The sequence below is a fragment of the Streptomyces sp. NPDC055140 genome, assembly GCF_053607285.1.
Map to the genome: position 1 here is coordinate 258,597 of NZ_JBSGTG010000001.1, position 15,755 is coordinate 274,351.

The 15,755-nt window shown below is 72.6% G+C and carries 16 protein-coding genes and 1 pseudogene; 7 read left to right on the forward strand and 10 right to left on the reverse strand.

Annotated elements, in window-relative coordinates; genetic code table 11:
* Positions 1-139 precede the first annotated feature (139 nt).
* Complete coding sequence (locus ACWFR4_RS01225; protein WP_453465750.1) at positions 140-847, forward strand: HAD family hydrolase; 708 nt, start codon at positions 140-142, stop codon at positions 845-847.
* Positions 848-1,038: 191 nt separating this feature from the next.
* Positions 1,039-1,908: an IclR family transcriptional regulator gene (locus ACWFR4_RS01230; RefSeq protein ID WP_453650148.1), complete on the forward strand. Its 870-nt coding sequence runs from the start codon at positions 1,039-1,041 to the stop codon at positions 1,906-1,908.
* Positions 1,909-1,989: 81 nt separating this feature from the next.
* On the opposite strand, the gene ACWFR4_RS01235 is transcribed toward ACWFR4_RS01230, so the two are convergent.
* The 8 genes from ACWFR4_RS01235 to ACWFR4_RS01270 all read right to left on the reverse strand — a co-directional run bounded on the left by ACWFR4_RS01235 (position 1,990) and on the right by ACWFR4_RS01270 (position 9,052).
* Positions 1,990-2,994 carry a 2Fe-2S iron-sulfur cluster-binding protein gene (locus ACWFR4_RS01235; RefSeq protein WP_453650150.1) on the reverse strand — a complete coding sequence of 335 codons (1,005 nt, stop codon included), beginning with the start codon at positions 2,992-2,994 and terminating at the stop codon, positions 1,990-1,992.
* Positions 2,987-3,214 carry a hypothetical protein gene (locus ACWFR4_RS01240; protein WP_453650152.1) on the reverse strand — a complete coding sequence of 76 codons (228 nt, stop codon included), beginning with the start codon at positions 3,212-3,214 and terminating at the stop codon, positions 2,987-2,989. Before ACWFR4_RS01240 ends, ACWFR4_RS01235 begins: the two co-directional genes overlap by 8 nt.
* Complete coding sequence (locus ACWFR4_RS01245; protein WP_453650154.1) at positions 3,214-4,359, reverse strand: Rieske 2Fe-2S domain-containing protein; 1,146 nt, start codon at positions 4,357-4,359, stop codon at positions 3,214-3,216. Before ACWFR4_RS01245 ends, ACWFR4_RS01240 begins: the two co-directional genes overlap by 1 nt.
* Positions 4,360-4,376: 17 nt before the next feature.
* Positions 4,377-5,402 (reverse strand): 4-hydroxy-2-oxovalerate aldolase, encoded by a 1,026-nt coding sequence (gene dmpG / locus ACWFR4_RS01250; RefSeq protein ID WP_453650156.1) that lies wholly within the window; start codon positions 5,400-5,402, stop codon positions 4,377-4,379.
* The gene (locus ACWFR4_RS01255; RefSeq protein WP_453650158.1) at positions 5,399-6,337 is read right to left on the reverse strand and encodes an acetaldehyde dehydrogenase (acetylating); all 939 of its coding nucleotides are present in this window, start codon (positions 6,335-6,337) and stop codon (positions 5,399-5,401) included. The genes dmpG and ACWFR4_RS01255 overlap by 4 nt, the downstream gene beginning before the upstream one ends.
* Positions 6,338-6,371: 34 nt before the next feature.
* Positions 6,372-7,154 carry a 2-keto-4-pentenoate hydratase gene (locus ACWFR4_RS01260; protein WP_453650160.1) on the reverse strand — a complete coding sequence of 261 codons (783 nt, stop codon included), beginning with the start codon at positions 7,152-7,154 and terminating at the stop codon, positions 6,372-6,374.
* Positions 7,155-7,341: 187 nt separating this feature from the next.
* Positions 7,342-8,295: an SDR family oxidoreductase gene (locus ACWFR4_RS01265; protein ID WP_453650162.1), complete on the reverse strand. Its 954-nt coding sequence runs from the start codon at positions 8,293-8,295 to the stop codon at positions 7,342-7,344.
* Position 8,296: 1 nt separating this feature from the next.
* Entirely contained in the window at positions 8,297-9,052 is a 756-nt protein-coding gene (locus tag ACWFR4_RS01270) for an SDR family oxidoreductase (protein ID WP_453650164.1), read from the reverse strand.
* Positions 9,053-9,140: 88 nt separating this feature from the next.
* Between ACWFR4_RS01270 and ACWFR4_RS01275 the strand changes: the two genes are divergently transcribed.
* The 5 genes and pseudogenes from ACWFR4_RS01275 (at position 9,141) to ACWFR4_RS01295 (ending at position 13,600) form a co-directional block, all read left to right on the forward strand.
* A complete protein-coding gene (locus tag ACWFR4_RS01275; protein ID WP_453465769.1) occupies positions 9,141-9,932 on the forward strand; it encodes an enoyl-CoA hydratase family protein in 792 nt (263 codons plus the stop codon).
* Positions 9,929-10,780, forward strand: a pseudogene (locus ACWFR4_RS01280) (CoA transferase subunit A); the annotation flags it as partial. The gene ACWFR4_RS01275 and the pseudogene ACWFR4_RS01280, both read left to right, overlap by 4 nt.
* Positions 10,781-10,879: 99 nt before the next feature.
* Positions 10,880-11,590 (forward strand): CoA-transferase subunit beta, encoded by a 711-nt coding sequence (locus tag ACWFR4_RS01285; protein WP_453650630.1) that lies wholly within the window; start codon positions 10,880-10,882, stop codon positions 11,588-11,590.
* Positions 11,587-12,651 carry an NAD(P)H-dependent flavin oxidoreductase gene (locus tag ACWFR4_RS01290; protein ID WP_453650166.1) on the forward strand — a complete coding sequence of 355 codons (1,065 nt, stop codon included), beginning with the start codon at positions 11,587-11,589 and terminating at the stop codon, positions 12,649-12,651. The genes ACWFR4_RS01285 and ACWFR4_RS01290 overlap by 4 nt, the downstream gene beginning before the upstream one ends.
* A gap of 28 nt (positions 12,652-12,679) precedes the next feature.
* Positions 12,680-13,600, forward strand: a complete 921-nt coding sequence (locus tag ACWFR4_RS01295) for a tyrosine-protein phosphatase (protein WP_453650168.1) — start codon at positions 12,680-12,682, stop codon at positions 13,598-13,600.
* A gap of 76 nt (positions 13,601-13,676) precedes the next feature.
* On the opposite strand, the gene ACWFR4_RS01300 is transcribed toward ACWFR4_RS01295, so the two are convergent.
* Together ACWFR4_RS01300 and ACWFR4_RS01305 are read right to left on the reverse strand one after the other, a co-directional pair.
* On the reverse strand, positions 13,677-15,377 hold the full coding sequence (locus ACWFR4_RS01300; protein WP_453650170.1) for a DEAD/DEAH box helicase: 1,701 nt from the start codon (positions 15,375-15,377) through the stop codon (positions 13,677-13,679).
* 154 nt (positions 15,378-15,531) lie between these two features.
* Complete coding sequence (locus ACWFR4_RS01305) at positions 15,532-15,735, reverse strand: cold-shock protein (RefSeq protein WP_042152846.1); 204 nt, start codon at positions 15,733-15,735, stop codon at positions 15,532-15,534.
* Between the last annotated feature and the right edge of the window lie 20 nt (positions 15,736-15,755).

A 15,755-nucleotide genomic window follows, 5' to 3' on the forward strand; every position in this document is an offset into this window, starting at 1 on the left:
TTCCCGCTGAGCGGGAACCACGGCGGGTTCCCCGGCTGTCGCCTGTGGGCTGGGTCGATGGCGCGCGCCGTTCACCGGCCTGTCATGCCGGGCGACCGTAATGAGAGGGTCGGCCTGTCCCTTCGGCTTCTGGAGCACTGTGAACACCCCTCGCGCCCACGCCGGCGCGCCCACCCGCGCGCTGCCCGTCGAACCCTCCGCCCTCCAGGCGGTGCTCTTCGACATGGACGGCACGCTCGTCGACACCGAGGACATGTGGCTCGAGGTCGTCGAGGCCGTGTCCGAGCGGCACGGCCGCCCCCTGGACGAGGAGGGCCGCGCCGCGGCGCTCGGACGCTCGGTCGAGGACACGGCGGACCTCCTGTACGAGTCCCTGGGCGCGCCCCGCGAGGACCTCGCGGACGAACTGGGCCGGGGCTTCACCGCCCGGATCGCCGAGGGCGCGCCGCCGCGGCCGGGCGCCCTCGGGCTGCTGGCCGCACTGCGCGCGGCCGGGGTGCCGACAGCCCTGGTGTCGGCGTCGCCGCGCGCGGTGGTGCGCCGGATCGCCGGGTCCCTCGACGGGCACGTCTTCGACGCGGTGTACGGGGCCGAGGACACGCCGCGCACCAAGCCGGCGCCGGACCCGTATCTCGCGGCGGCGGCGACCCTCGGCGTGGAGCCCGCGCGGTGCGTCGCGGTGGAGGACACCCCGACGGGAGTGGCGTCGGCGGAGGCGGCGGGGTGCGCGGTCCTCGCGGTCCCGTCGGTGCGGCCGATCGCTCCGGCCCCGGGCCGCACGGTCGTCGCCGATCTCACGGGGGCGGATGTGGGGCTGCTGCGGTCCCTCGTGGCGGGGGCGGCGTGACGACGACGGGCGTGCGGCATGACGACGACAGGCGCGCCGAAGCGACCGACGTGACGGCGAAAGGTATACCGAACCGAAATACCTAGCTCCCGACTCTTCCCCTGGGCCGAGGGCGCATGGCAAGGTCGGCGCGAGGTCGTCAACGCGCCCGCAATGTCGCGGATGCGCCCTGTTGTCCTGGGGGTTCAGCCATGCCCGAGCAGACCGGGATCGTCGGGGGCGCCGCGCCCTCGCTCCTGGAGAAGGCCGCGAAGGTGCTCGGCGCCTTCGACGGCGCACAGCCGCGTCTCTCCCTCACCGAGGTGATCCGGCGCTCCGGGATCCCCCGGTCCTCCGCCCACCGCATCCTCGACCAGCTGGTACGGCTCGGCTGGCTCGACCGCGAGGGCCGGGACTACCGGATGGGCATGGGAATGCTCGAACTGGGCGCGCTCGCCGCCCACCACAACCGGCTGCGCCGGACGGCGCTCCCCCGGCTGCACGCGCTGCACGAGTCGACCGGGCACCTGGTGCACCTGTACGTGCTCGACGGCGCCGACATGGTCTGCCTGGAACGGATCGGCGGCTTGCACGACACGTCGGTGCCCTCCCGCGTCGGGGGCCGCATGCCCGCGTACTGCACGGCAGCCGGCAAGGCGGTCCTCGCGTTCAGCGACCCGGCCACCGTCGAGGGCGTCCTCGCGCACGGGCTGCGCCCCCGCACGCCGCGCACCCTCACGCATCCGACCGCGCTGCGCGCCGCGCTCGCCGCGGCCCGCGACCGGGGCGTCGCCTTCGACCACGAGGAGAGCCACCGCGATGTCGTCTGTGTCGCGGCCCCGTTGCGCGGCGCGGGCCGGGCCGTCGCCGCGATCTCCCTGTCCGGCAAGGGGCTGACGGCCCAGCGCGACCTGGAACGCCTCGCGCCCGCCGTGCTCGCCTGCGCCCGCACGGTCTGGCGCGACCTGTACGGGCCCGGTCGCGCGACCCGCTCGGCGCCGCCCCCGAGCTGCGCGCCGGGCGTCTCCGAGCAGGCGATGGACAACATGATGGGGTGGCTGCGGACGAGTGAGTGGATGTAGCGGGCGGGTCTGCTCCTGAGGCGCCGGCCCGCCTCACCCGGACAGGCCGGGCGCCTCAGGGGCAGACACGGCCCGCGCGCCTCAGGAGTACGTGACCCCCACCGCGTCCGACACCGGCAGCGCCTGGCACGCGAGGACGTACCCCTCGTCGAGGTCCCGCTGGTCGAGGATCTCGTTGCGCGCCATCGTGACCTCCCCCTTGGTGACCCGGCAGCAGCACGCGCTGCACGCGCCCTCGCGGCACGAGAAGGGGGCGTCGACGCCGGCGGCGAGCAGGGCGTCGAGCAGCGGTGTCCCGGCGGGCCACGCCACTTCCCGCTCCTCGCCGTCGAGTTCTACGTGGAGCCGGTGGTCGTCGGCGTCCGGCTCGGCCCGTACCTGCTGCTCGGCCCGGTCCTCCCGCTCGGCGAACACATCGTCGCCGAGCGAGAAGTACCGCTCCCTGCGCACGGAACGTCCGCCCACCGCCCGCAGCGCCTGCTCGGCCGCGTCCATCAGGGGCGTGGGCCCGCACAGATAGGCGTCGCGGCCCGCGTACGGGGCGAGGGGTGCGCGCAGGGCGGCGGCCGTGGGCAGGCCCTGGAGGGTTTCCAGCCAGTGCACGACGGCGAGCCGGCCCGCGAACTCGACTCCCAGGAGCCGGAGTTCCTCGCGAAAAATGACCGACTCCTCGTCGCGGTTCGCATACAGGAGGGCGACCCGGCCGCGGCCCGCAGCGAGGGCCGACTTGGCGATGGAGACGACGGGCGTGATGCCGCTGCCGCCCGCCACGAGCAGCACGTCCCCGTCGAGGCCGGGCGGCGTGAACGTCCCCGCGGGCGGCAGGACCTCCAGCTCGTCGCCGGGCGCGACCCGTTCACAGATCCAGCCCGACCCGACTCCCCCGGCGACTCTCTTCACGGTGACCTTCATGGGCTCACCGGTGTGCGGGGAGCTGGCCAGCGAGTAGCAGCGGGCCCCGCCACCAGGTAGCCGTACGGTCATGAACTGACCTGGCTTGTACGGGAGTTGTGTGTCCAGAACGAGGGAGACCGCGTCGGCCGTCTCCCGTATCACCTCGGCGACCCGGACCCTCACGCTAGGCATCCGCGACCTCCAGGAGCCCGCTCGCGACCGCCACGTCGATGCTCGCCCGCAGCGGCGCACAGCCCCGTACCCGCGCGCTCAGTTCGCCGGCCGCGACGCGCTCCGCGATGATCGGGCAGACCGCGGCCGCCTCCTCGGTCCACTGGATCTGCGTGTGGGCGGCGCTGAACTTCTCGCACAGGACCTGGTTTCCGCAGACCCCGCACCCCACGGGCCGCATCAGTCGGCCTCCCGCCGGGCGAGGTTCTCCTCGACCTCCGCGCGCCAGGCCGTGGTCGCGCGCTCGGTGTCGATCTCGAACTCGAAGCGCCGCACCATCTCGTCCTTGACGTCGCCGGCATCCACATAGAACTGCTCGTACCAGCGGCGCAGTTGATAGACGGGGCCGTCCTCCTCGGTGAGGAGCGGGTTGTCGATGCGGGTCTTGTTCCGCCAGATCTCGACGTCCTGCTCGAAGCCGACCGCGAGGCCCTCGGAGGTGAGCCGGGCGACGTCGGCGGCCTGCTCGTCACTCATGCCGGGCAGCTTCCTGACGATCGCGCCGTACATGAGCATGAAGCTGTTCTCGTCGATCGGGTAATGGCAGTTGATGAGGACGGACTCCATCTCGACACCGTCCCCGACATCGCTCCACAGCTTGTCGATCATGTACGAGGGGCCGAAGTACGAGGCGTCGGAGCGCAGGCCGCCGCCGGTGGACAGCGTGCCGAGCTCGACGTCGCCGCGCGGCGTGGACTCCATGTACTGGGTGGCGACATGACCGTCGAAGATGTTCTTGAAGTAGTTCGGGAACGCGTAGTGGACGTAGAAGAAGTGCGCCATGTCGACGACGTTGTCCACGATCTCGCGGCAGTTGGAGTTCTCGACGCGCAGCGCGCTCCAGGACCAGTCGGACCACTCGGGGCTGCCGAAGCCCTCGATCTCCGGGATGGTGACGCCGGGCGGGGGCTCATTGCCCTCGGGGTCGTGCCACACGTAGAGCTGTCCGTTGCGTTCGAGGGTGGTCCAGGCGCGGGTCCTGGCGCGCGGCGGGACGCGGCGCGCGTACGGGATGCCGGCGCAGCGCCCGTCGCCCGCCCAGCGCCAGTCGTGGAACGGGCAGGCGACGGCGTCGCCCTTGACGGTTCCGTGGGCGAGATTGCCGCCCATGTGGGGGCAGTACGCGTTGAGGACGTGCAGGCTGCCGGCACCGCCCGCCGCGGGCTCTCCCCGGAAGACGACGAGCTTCGTGCCGAACGCCTCGACCTCGTGCGGGCCGCCGTCACGGAAGGCGGTGGCCAGGCCCAGGCAGTGCCAGCCGCGGGCGTAACGGGCCGGAGGCGCGGCGGCCTCGATGACGCGGACCTCTTGCTGCTGTGCGGTCATGTCGCGTGTCCTGCCCTTCAGTCGCGTGCCGCGAGTTCGACGGCGATGTCGATGAGCTGGTCCTCCTGGCCGCCGACGAGGCGGCGCTCCCCGGCGCGCAGCAGGATCTCGGCGCCGGAGACGCCGTAGCGCTCCGCCTGCCGGTAGGCGTGCTTGAGGAAGCTGGAGTAGACGCCGGCGTGCCCCATCAGGAGGGACATCCGGTCGAGCAGGCACTCGTCGTCCATGACGGGCCGCACGACGTCCTCGGCCGCGTCGATGATCTTCAGTACGTCGATGCCGGTGCGGATGCCCATCTTGTGGCAGACGGCGGCGAACGCCTCGACGGGCGTGTTGCCCGCGCCCGCGCCGAGCCGCCGCGTCGAACCGTCGATCTGCAGCGCTCCGGCGCGCACGGCGGCCACGGAATTGCCGACGCCCAGGCCGAGGTTCTCGTGGCCGTGGAAGCCGACGTGTGCGTCGTCGCCCAGCTCGGCGACGAGCGCGGACACCCGGTCCGTGACGTCGTCCATCACCAGGGCGCCGGCCGAGTCGACGACGTACACGCACTGGCAGCCGGCGTCGGCCATGATCCTGGCCTGGGCGGCGAGCCGCTCCGGTGTCGTGGAGTGCGCCATCATCAGGAATCCGACGGTCTCCAGACCCATCTCCCGTGCCAGGCCGAAGTGCTGGACGGAGATGTCGGCCTCCGTGCAGTGCGTCGCGATGCGGCACACGCTCGCGCCGTTCGCGTGCGCGGCCCTGATGTCGTCCTTCACACCGAGGCCGGGCAGCATCAGGAACGCGATGCGCGCCTGCCGCGCCGTGTCGACGGCGGCCTTGATGAGCTCCTGCTCGGGCGTCTTCGAGAACCCGTAGTTGAAGGACGAGCCGCCGAGTCCGTCGCCGTGCGCGACCTCGATGACGGGGACGCCCGCGCCGTCGAGGGCGCCGACGACGCGGCGTACGTCGTCGGCGGTGAACTGGTGCCGCTTCGCGTGCGAACCGTCGCGCAGCGAGGAGTCGGTGACGCGGATGTCGAGTGTCTCGGAGTACGGCTTCACTTGCGGATCCCCTTCGCGAGCTCCTCGCCGACCTTCGTCGCGGCGGCGGTCATGATGTCGAGGTTTCCTGCGTACGGCGGCAGGAAGTCGCCCGCGCCCTCCACCTCCAGGAAGATCGCGACGCGCGCCATCCCGCCGTTCATGGGATTGGGGTATCCCCTGCTCGAGCGAAACCGAGAGCTTGGGGAAAGGTCGTCGAACTGCGGTTCCGTGCGCAGCCGGTAGCCCGGCACGTACGTCGCCACGCTTTCGGCGATCTCCTTCACGGAGAGGGTGATCGCGTCCCGGTCGGCGTCCTCGGGGATGGCGCAGAAGACGGTGTCGCGCATGATGACGGGTGGGTCGGCCGGGTTGAGGATGATGACCGCCTTGCCGCGCGCGGCGCCGCCGATCTCCTCGATGCCGCGGGACGTCGTGCGGGTGAACTCGTCGATGTTCGCGCGGGTGCCGGGCCCCGCGGACACCGAGGCGACGGACGCCACGATCTCCGCGTACGCGACGGGCACGACGCGTGAGACCGCGTACACCATGGGGATGGTGGCCTGGCCACCGCAGGTGATCATGTTGATGTTGGGCGCGTCGAGATGCGCGGTGAGGTTCGCGGGCGGGACCACGGCGGGGCCGACGGCGGCCGGGGTCAGGTCGATGGCCCTGATGCCGAGTTCGGCGTAGCGCGGGGCGTTGGCGCGGTGGACGTAGGCGCTCGTAGCCTCGAAGACGAGGTCGGGCAGCTCGTCCTGGGCGAGGAGGGACTCGACGCCCTCGTGGCTCGCCTCGACCCCCAGCTTCCGCGCCCGCGCGAGGCCCGCGCTGTCGGGGTCCACGCCGATCATCCAGCGCGGCTCGATGTACCGGGATCGGTGGAGTTTGTGGAGGAGGTCGGTGCCGATGTTCCCGGAGCCGACGATCGCGGCGGTGACCTTTTTCGCAGTCATGTGTACCTCAGCAGAGTCAGCGGACCCGTCGGGGTCATCGGAACGAGAGCGATACGGCGCCGAGTCCGGTGAACTCGGCGGTGTAGGTGCGGCCCGCCTCGATGTCGACGGCGCGGGTGCAGGAGCCGGGCAGGATGACGTGCCCCTTGCGCAGGGGCACGCCGAAGCGGGCGACGGTGCGGGCCAGCCAGGCGACGGAGACCGCGGGGTCGCCGAGCACGGCGTCACCGCGGCCCCGCGCGATCTCGTCGCCGTCGCAGGTGAGCCGGGCCTCGACGGCCTTCAGGTCGAGGCCGCGCGGGTCGCGGCCCGCGCCGATGACGTAACCGGCGGACGAGGCGTTGTCGGCGATCGTGTCGGCGATGGTGATGCGCCAGTCGGCGATCCGGCTGTCGATCAACTCCAGTGCGGGCACGACGCGTTCGGTCGCGGCGAGGACGTCGGCCGGGGTGCAGCCCTCGCCCGGCAGGTCGTCACCGAGTACGAATCCGATCTCGGCCTCGACGCGGGGCGCGCAGTAGCGGACGGTGTCCACGGGCCGGTCCTCGCGCAGCTCCATGTCGTCGAGGAGATGGCCGTAGTCGGGCTCGTCGACGCCCATCATGCGCTGCATCACCGGCGACGAGAGGCCCACCTTGTGCCCGGTGACCTGGGCACCCAGGGCGGTCCTGTGCCGGATGTTGATCAACTGGATCTCGTACGCGTCCTCGGCGCCGATGCCCTCGAACGCGCCGGCCAGGGGCGCCACGGGACTGCGGCCGAGCTCGGCGCGACGCAGCAGCGCGGCGGCCTCCTGCCGACTCCGGACGTCAAGCATCTCGGCTCCTTGGGGTGACGGTCTGACCCGCGGTGCGGTGCGGTGCACCGCGGTGGGCCAGACGGTAGGTCGGAGCCGGGACGTGGAGGGAGGCCGGATTCCCGCTCAGCGGGAAGGTGACGGGGCCGAGCGGGAAGGTGACGGGGTGGCCCGTGGGGGCAGCCGGGGCACACCCCTACGAGAGGCGTCACCCGCTCCCGTACACCGCCCCCGGCACCTCCGCCCTGCCGAGGAGTTCCCTCGCCGCCTCTCCCGCCTCGGCCGGGGTCCAGCGTGCCGCCTTGTCGGCGGTGGGGCCCGGGCGCCAGCCCTCCATGACCGTGATGCGACCGGCTTCGGCCTCGAAGACACGGCCGGTCACGCCGTCGCTCGCGGCGGAGCCGAGCCACACCACCACCGGCGACACGTTCTCCGGGGCCATCGCGTCGAAGCCGTCCTCGGGAGCGGCCATGGTGTCGGCGAACGTGCGCTCCGTCATGCGGGTGCGGGCCGCCGGCGCGACCGCGTTCACCTGCACCCCGTACCGCCCCATCTCCGCCGCGGCGACCAGGGTCAGGCCCACGATGCCGGCCTTCGCCGCGCTGTAGTTGCCCTGGCCCACCGAGCCGAGCAGACCCGCCCCCGAAGACGTGTTCACGACCCGGGCCGAGGGTGTCCTGCCCGCTTTCGCCTCCGCGCGCCAGTGCGCCGCCGCGTGCTTCAAGGGCAGGAAGTGGCCCTTGAGATGCACCCGCATGACCGCGTCCCAGTCGTCGTCGTCGAGGTTGACCAGCATCCGGTCGCGCAGGAAGCCCGCGTTGTTGACCAGCGTGTCCAGGCGTCCGAAGTTGTCGAGGGCCGTGGCGACGAGGGACGCGGCGCCGTCCGCGGTCGCGATGTCCCCGCCGTGGGCGACCGCCTCGCCGCCCAGGGCCCGTATCTCCTCCACCACTTGGGCCGCCGGGCTGTCCGGCGCCGGGGCCCCGTCCAGGCCCACCCCCAGGTCGTTGACCACGACCCGCGCGCCCTCGGCGGCGAACGCCAGCGCGTGCGCGCGCCCCAGTCCGCGCCCTGCCCCCGTCACGATGACGACGCGCCCCGCGCACAGCCCAGAACCAGTACCGGTACCCGCAGCCACATCCGCTCCCTTGTCGTTCGTCATGTCACGCCTCCTTGTTGACAGTTGCCGCGTCCAGGAACGCCGGACGCTCCCCGCCTCCGTGCACCAGGAGGCTCGCCCCCGTGATGTACGACGCGGCCTCCGAGGCGAGGAACACCGCCGCGCCCCCGATCTCCGACGGCTCGGCGAGGCGTCCGATCGGCACCGTGCGCCCCACCGCCGCCACACCTTCCTCGTCCCCGTAGTGCAGATGGGACAGCTCGGTGCGCACCATCCCGAGGACCAGCGTGTTCACCCGTATCTCGGGCGCCCACTCCACCGCCATCGAGCGCGCCAGGTTCTCCAGACCCGCCTTGGCCGCCCCGTACGCCGCCGTCCCCGGCGAGGGCCTCGCGCCGCTCACGCTGCCGATCATCACGACGGAGCCGCGCGTGCGCCGCAGTTGCTCGCGCGCGGCCAGCGACGCGGTCATCGGCGCCGTCAGATTGAGCTCGACCACGCGCGCGTGCCGCTCCGCGTCGGACTCCCCGAGCAGCCGGTACGGCGTACCTCCCGCGTTGTTCACCAGCACGTCCACCCGGTCGAGGCCCGCGAAGAAGCGCCGTACGGCCGGACCGTCCCGCAGGTCGACGGGTATGAACTCGCAGCCGGGCAGCGGCTCTTCGGGTGGTCTGCGCGCGCACACCACCACGTCCGCCCCCGCCCGCACGAACGCCGCCGCGATCCCGGCCCCCACACCCCGGGTGCCCCCGGTGACGACCGCGACCTTCCCCCTCAGGGGCCTTGAGCTCAGATCCATGCCATCCACCCCTGGTCCATTCCGCTCGTCCCCATCGCCTGCTACCTTCCTACCAAACAAACGTTAGGTGGAAAGGTAGCTGAACGCCATGGGTGTCTCCACCTCCTCACCCGAAAAGGGGATCGCCGTCGTCACGGTGGACTTCCCTCCGGTCAACGCGCTTCCGGTGCGGGGCTGGTACGACCTGGCCGACGCCCTGCGCGCGGCGGGCCGCGACCCGGACGTGCGCTGCGTCGTCCTCGCCTCCGAGGGCCGGGGGTTCAACGCGGGCGTCGACATCAAGGAGATGCAGCGCGACACGGCGTCCGGCGGCCACGGCGCCCTCATCGGCGCGAACCGCGGCTGCTACGAGGCCTTCGCGGCCGTCTACGAGTGCGAGGTGCCGGTCGTCGCCGCGGTCAACGGCTTCTGCCTGGGCGGCGGCATCGGCCTCGTGGGCAACGCGGACGCGATCGTCGCGTCGGACGACGCCACGTTCGGCCTCCCCGAGCTCGACCGCGGAGCGCTCGGCGCCGCGACCCATCTCGCCAGACTCGTGCCGCAGCACCTGATGCGCGCCCTCTACTACACCTCGCGCACGGCGACGGCGCAGGAGCTGCACGCGCACGGTTCCGTCTGGAAGGTCGTGCCACGCGCCGAACTCCGGGCCGCCGCACTGGACCTGGCCCGCGAGATCGCCCGCAAGGACGGCTCGCTCATCCGCCTCGCCAAGGCCGCGATCAACGGCATCGACCCCGTCGACGTACGCCGGAGCTACCGCTTCGAGCAGGGCTTCACCTTCGAGGCGAACCTCAGCGGCGTCGCGGACCGCGTCCGCGACACGTTCGGCACGGACACAGGCACGGACACAGGCACGGCAACCAAGGGGGAAGCCACATGACGGACAAGACCATGACGCCCGAGGACGTCGTCGCCCGCCTCCGCAGCGGCATGACCATCGGCATCGGCGGCTGGGGCTCGCGCCGCAAGCCCATGGCACTCGTACGGGCCCTGCTGCGCAGCGATGTCACGGACCTGACCGTCATCGCGTACGGCGGCCCGGACATCGGTCTGCTCGCCGCCGCCGGGAAGATCCGCAAGCTGGTCACCGCCTTCGTGACCCTCGACTCGATCCCGCTCGAACCCCACTTCCGCGAGGCCCGCCAGCGCGGCGCGTTCGAGCTGACGGAGGTCGACGAGGCGATGTTCATGTGGGGCCTGCACGCCGCGGCGAACCGGCTCCCCTTCATCCCCGTGCGGGCCGGCATCGGCTCGGACGTCATGCGCGTCAACCCCGGGCTCAGGACGGTCGGTTCGCCGTACGAGGACGGGGAGACCCTGGTCGCGATGCCGGCGCTGCGGATGGACGCGGCGCTCGTCCACATGAACCGCGCGGACCGGCACGGCAACGGCCAGTACCTGGGCCCCGACCCGTACTTCGACGACCTGTTCTGCGAGGCGGCCGACACGGCGTACGTGTCCTGCGAGGAGCTGGTGGAGGGATTCGGCGACGTCGGGGACGCCGTTCCGCAGACCCTCCTCATCAAGCGGCACGCGGTCACCGGCGTGGTCGAGACGCCGAACGGCGCGCACTTCACGTCGTGCGCCCCCGACTACGGCCGGGACGAGGCCTTCCAGAAGCTGTACGCGACCACGCCCTGGCCCGAGTTCGCCGAGCGCTTCCTGCCCGCGCGCGGCGACGAGAAGAGCTACCAGGAAGCCGTACGGAGCTGGCACGCGGAGCAGGAGAAGCACGCGGGGCCGGCCACAAGCGCGGCCGCACCGGCACCGGCGACGACCACCACCCCGGGAACGACCACCACCCCCACCCGCGCCGAATACTGCGTCATCGCCTGCGCCGACGCCTGGCGCGACAGCGGCGAGATCCTGGCCAGTCCGATGGGGCTGATCCCGTCCGTCGGCGCCCGCCTCGCCAAGCGCACGTTCTCCCCCGATCTGCTCCTCACCGACGGCGAGGCAATGACCGTGGGTCTCGGCGGAGAGCCGGAGGGCTGGCTTCCGTACCGTCAGCACCTCACCATGGTCACCGGCGGCAGGCGTCACGTGATGATGGGCGCGAGCCAGATCGACCGGCACGGCAACCAGAACATCTCGTGCATCGGCGACTGGGACCGCCCCGACCGCCAGCTCCTCGGCGTACGCGGGGCGCCCGTGAACACCCTCAACAATCCGGTGAGTTACTGGGTCCCGAAGCACTCCGCGCGCGTGTTCGTCGAGAAGGTCGACATGATCAGCGGGGTCGGGTACGACAGCGCCGCCGCGGCGGGGCCGTCGGCGACGCGCTACCACCGCATCCCACGCGTCGTGTCGAACCTCGGCGTCTTCGACTTCGAGACGCCGGACCGCTCGATGCGACTCGCGTCCGTGCACCCCGGGGTCACCGTCGACGAGGTGATCGAGGCGACAGGCTTCCCGCTGGCCCTGCCGGACGGGGGCGAGGTGCCGAAGACGCGTGAGCCCACCCCCGAGGAGCTGCGACTGATCCGCGAGGTCATCGACCCGAAGGGCCTGCGCGACCGGGAGGTCAGGCCCGTATGAGCGACACGACCGTCGAGACGGCGTTCACCAAGCTGGTCGGTGTCCGCCACCCGCTCGTGCAGACCGGCATGGGCTGGGTCGCGGGCCCGCGCCTCGTGTCGGCGTCGGCGAACGCCGGGGCGCTCGGCATCCTCGCCTCCGCCACCATGCCCCTCGACCAGCTCAGGTCGGCGGTGCGCGAGGTGAAGTCCCGTACGGACGAACCCTTCGGGGTCAATCTGCGCGCGGACGCCGGTGACGCGCGGGACCGGGTGCGGGTGATCATCGAGGAGGGGGTGCGGGTCGCCTCGTTCGCGCTCGCGCCGTCCCGTGACCTGATCGCCGAGCTGAAGGACGCCGGCGTCGTCGTCATCCCGTCCATCGGTGCCCGGCGGCACGCGGAGAAGGTCGCCGCGTGGGGCGCGGACGCCGTCATCGTGCAGGGCGGCGAGGGCGGCGGGCACACGGGCGACGTCGCGACGACGGTGCTGCTGCCGCAGGTCGTGGACGCCGTGGACATCCCCGTGATCGGCGCGGGCGGCTTCCACGACGGGCGCGGCCTGGTCGCCGCCCTCGCGTTCGGGGCGGCCGGCGTCGCCATGGGCACCCGTTTCCTGCTCACCTCCGACTCGACCGTCCCGGACGCGGTGAAGGCGAGATATCTGGCGGCCACGGTCAAGGACGTCACGGTGACGACCGCCGTGGACGGTCTGCCGCACCGCATGCTGCGGACGGATCTCGTCGACTCGCTGGAGCGGGCGGGGCGCACCCGCGCGCTCGTGCAGGCCGTGCGACGGGCCGCCGGGTTCAGGAAGCTGTCGGGCCTGAGCTGGCCGCAGATGGTCCGCGACGGACTGGCGATGAAGCACGGCAAGGAACTGTCGTGGAGCCAGGTCCTGCTCGCCGCGAACACCCCCATGCTCCTCAAGGCGTCCATGGTCGAGGGCCGCACCGACCTCGGCGTCATGGCATCGGGCCAGGTCGCGGGGGTGATCGAGGACCTCCCGAGCTGCGAGGAGCTCGTCGCCCGCGTGATGTCGGAGGCCCGGCACGTGCTCGGCGCCCTGCCTACCCCAGGGTGATCCCGCTTTCCCGCAAGGGAGTTCAGCGATGCCACGTACGCCACGCACCGTTTCGAGACGCGCCCTCGTCGGCGCCGCGCTCACCACCCTGACGGCCGCGGCCGTCGCGCCCGGTGCCGCCGCGGCCGGACGGCGTCCGTACCAGGACCCGCCGATCCGTCACATCCCGCTCCAGGGCGCGGTCAACGTCCGCGACGTGGGCGGCTACCGGGCCCTCGGCGGCGGTCGCGTCCGTCACGGGCTCGTCTACCGCTCCGACGCCCTGGCCAAGCTCACCGACGCCGACGTCACCACGCTCGCGGGCCTCGGTCTGCGCCGGGTGGTCGACCACCGGGTGCCGGTGGAGATCCAGTACGACGGCGCGGACCGCCTCCCCGCCGGCCTCACCCCGGAGTCGCGGCCCGTCTCCGACAACGGGCTGTACGCCCAGATGATGGCCGCGATCGGTTCCAAGGACCCCGTGCGGCAGGAGGAGATGCTCGGCGGCGGCCGGGCGGCCGCGTTCATGCGGAGCGTGTATCCGCGGTTCGTGTCGGACGCGGACAACCGCGCGCGGTTCGCGGCCACACTGCGCGACGCCGCATACGGCACCGGGGGCCGGGGCGCGCTCCTGTACCACTGCACATCCGGGAAGGACCGCACGGGCTGGACGACCTACGTCCTCCTGCTGCTGCTCGGCGTCCCCGAACGGACCGCCGTGGACGACTACTTGGCGTCGAACGCATTCCGTGCCGCGTACGACGCGAAGGTGCGCGACGGGCTGAAGCAGTCCGGCATGATGCTCGACCCGGACCTGCTGATCCCGCTCCAGGAGGTCCGTACGGAGTATCTGTCGGCGGCCGTCGACCAGGCGCGGGCGGACTACGGAAGCCTGGGCCGGTACGTCTCGCGGGGGCTCGGCCTCGACGGGCACACGGTCACGGCCCTGCGTCACCGGCTCCTCGACTGACGCGAACGCGAAGCGGGGCGGTGGGACGAGGCTGTTCACCTCGTCCCACCGCCCCGCCGCTCAGCTGGAGTGCCGGTTACGCGGCCGCGCCGCGCCCGGCGTCACGCGGACCGCGTCGCGCCCGGCCGCCGCGCCCGCCGGCGCTCTGGCCTGCGCCGCCCTGCCCGGGACCGCCCTGGGAGCGGCCACCCTGGCCCCGGCCACCGGCGCCCTGGGGACGGCCGCCCTGGACTGCCTGGCCGCGCCCGCCGCCCTGGCCGCCGCCTTCGCCGCGCCCGGCCTGCGCGCGCCCGCCCTCGGCACGCCCTGCCTGGCCGGCGCCCTGGCCGCGTCCGCTGCCGCCACGGCTGCGCCGCGGCTTGCGGGCACCGGAGGCCGCCGGAGCGGTCGGCTCCGGGACCTCGATGACGGCGGGGACGCCGGAGGGCTCGCGCGCGCCGGTGATGCGGACGAGCTCTTCGTCGGTTGACTTGACCTGGGTGGTCTCCGGGCGGATGCCCGCGTCCCGCATGAGGCGCGTGACGTCACGCTTCTGCTCGGGCAGGACCAGCGTGACGACGCTGCCGGACTCACCGGCGCGGGCGGTGCGGCCGCCGCGGTGCAGGTAGTCCTTGTGCTCGGTCGGCGGGTCTACGTTCACGACGAGGCCGAGGTCGTCGACGTGTATGCCGCGGGCGGCGACGTTCGTGGCGACGAGGGCCGTGACCCGGCCGTCCTTGAACTGCTCCAAGGTGCGGTTGCGCTGCGGCTGCGAGCGTCCGCCGTGCAGCGGCGCCGCGAGGACACCGCTGGCCAGGAGCCGCTTGGCGAGCCGGTCGGCGGACCGCTTGGTGTCGACGAAGAGGATCACGCGGCCTTCGCGGGCGGCGATGCGCGCGGTGACGGCCTTCTTGTCGGTCTCGTCGAGCACGTGGAGGACGTGGTGCTCCATCGTGGTGACGGCGCCCGCCGACGGGTCCACGGAGTGGACGACCGGGTCGGTGAGGAACTGCCGGACGAGCCGGTCGACGTTCCGGTCGAGCGTCGCCGAGAACAGCATGGTCTGGCCGCCCGGGGCGACCTGCTTGAGGAGCGCCGTGACCTGCGGCATGAAGCCCATGTCGGCCATCTGGTCGGCCTCGTCGAGGACGGTGATCCGCACCTCGGACAGGTCGCAGTCGCCGCGCTCGATGAGGTCCTTGAGGCGGCCGGGCGTCGCCACGACGACGTCCGCGCCGCGGCGCAGGGAGGACGCCTGACGGGAGATCGACATGCCGCCGACGACGGTGGTCAGGCGGAGCCTGACGGCGCCCGCGTACGGCGTGAGGGCGTCGGTGACCTGCTGGGCGAGCTCGCGGGTCGGCACGAGGACGAGGGCCAGCGGCATGCGCGGCTCCGCCTTGAGGCCGGCGGTGCGGGCGAGCATCGGCAGGCCGAACGCGAGGGTCTTGCCGGAGCCGGTGCGGCCGCGGCCGAGGAGGTCGCGTCCCGCTAGGGAGTTGGGGAGGGTGGCGCCCTGAATGGGGAACGGCTCGGTGACGCCCTGCTCGGTGAGCGTCTTCAGCAGGCCCGCCGGCATGTCGAGCTCGGCGAACGTCGCGGCCGCGGGCAGCGCGGGCGTCGTGTTCTCCGGCATCGTGAATTCCTGCGGCGGCGTGGGCCTGCGCTCGGGAACGCGGCCCTTTCCGCCGGACCTTCCGCCCCGGGAATTCCTTCCGGCGTTTCCGGCGCCCGCGTTTCCTGAAGCGGATGCGGACCGGTTGCGGGTCGGGCGGGGCGGACGTGCGGGGTTAGCCATGCGGGCATGCCTTCCTGGGCCTGGGCGGCCGGGAGCCGGTGGCCATCGACGCGTCTGCGGGCCGCCGGCCTGGGGACAGCACGGGCCGGGGCCCGCACCTTCGCGGTGCGGACCCCGGCCGTGGGGTGCGTGATCCTTGGGATCAAGCGGTGTTTCAGGCGGGGAGGATGTTCTCCGCCTGGGGGCCCTTCTGGCCCTGCGTGACGTCGAACGTCACCTTCTGGCCCTCCTGGAGCTCACGGAAGCCCTGGGTGGCGATGTTCGAGTAGTGGGCGAAGACGTCGGCGCCGCCGCCGTCCTGCTCAATGAAGCCGAAGCCCTTTTCCGAGTTGAACCACTTCACGGTTCCGGTGGCCATAACAATCTCCTTTACTGGGG

Excerpts from the sequence above, each read along its gene's own strand:
- ACWFR4_RS01295 (WP_453650168.1), top strand. The coding sequence starts at position 12,680 with ATGCCACGTACGCCACGCACCGTTTCGAGACGCGCCCTCGTCGGCGCC.
- ACWFR4_RS01255 (WP_453650158.1), bottom strand. The coding sequence starts at position 6,337 with ATGACTGCGAAAAAGGTCACCGCCGCGATCGTCGGCTCCGGGAACATC.
- ACWFR4_RS01245 (WP_453650154.1), bottom strand. The coding sequence starts at position 4,359 with ATGACCGCACAGCAGCAAGAGGTCCGCGTCATCGAGGCCGCCGCGCCT.
- ACWFR4_RS01275 (WP_453465769.1), top strand. The coding sequence starts at position 9,141 with ATGGGTGTCTCCACCTCCTCACCCGAAAAGGGGATCGCCGTCGTCACG.
- ACWFR4_RS01300 (WP_453650170.1), bottom strand. The coding sequence starts at position 15,377 with ATGGCTAACCCCGCACGTCCGCCCCGCCCGACCCGCAACCGGTCCGCA.
- ACWFR4_RS01230 (WP_453650148.1), top strand. The coding sequence starts at position 1,039 with ATGCCCGAGCAGACCGGGATCGTCGGGGGCGCCGCGCCCTCGCTCCTG.
- ACWFR4_RS01265 (WP_453650162.1), bottom strand. The coding sequence starts at position 8,295 with ATGACGAACGACAAGGGAGCGGATGTGGCTGCGGGTACCGGTACTGGT.
- ACWFR4_RS01240 (WP_453650152.1), bottom strand. The coding sequence starts at position 3,214 with ATGCGGCCCGTGGGGTGCGGGGTCTGCGGAAACCAGGTCCTGTGCGAG.
- ACWFR4_RS01235 (WP_453650150.1), bottom strand. The coding sequence starts at position 2,994 with ATGCCTAGCGTGAGGGTCCGGGTCGCCGAGGTGATACGGGAGACGGCC.
- ACWFR4_RS01305 (WP_042152846.1), bottom strand. The coding sequence starts at position 15,735 with ATGGCCACCGGAACCGTGAAGTGGTTCAACTCGGAAAAGGGCTTCGGC.
- ACWFR4_RS01260 (WP_453650160.1), bottom strand. The coding sequence starts at position 7,154 with ATGCTTGACGTCCGGAGTCGGCAGGAGGCCGCCGCGCTGCTGCGTCGC.
- ACWFR4_RS01270 (WP_453650164.1), bottom strand. The coding sequence starts at position 9,052 with ATGGATCTGAGCTCAAGGCCCCTGAGGGGGAAGGTCGCGGTCGTCACC.
- ACWFR4_RS01290 (WP_453650166.1), top strand. The coding sequence starts at position 11,587 with ATGAGCGACACGACCGTCGAGACGGCGTTCACCAAGCTGGTCGGTGTC.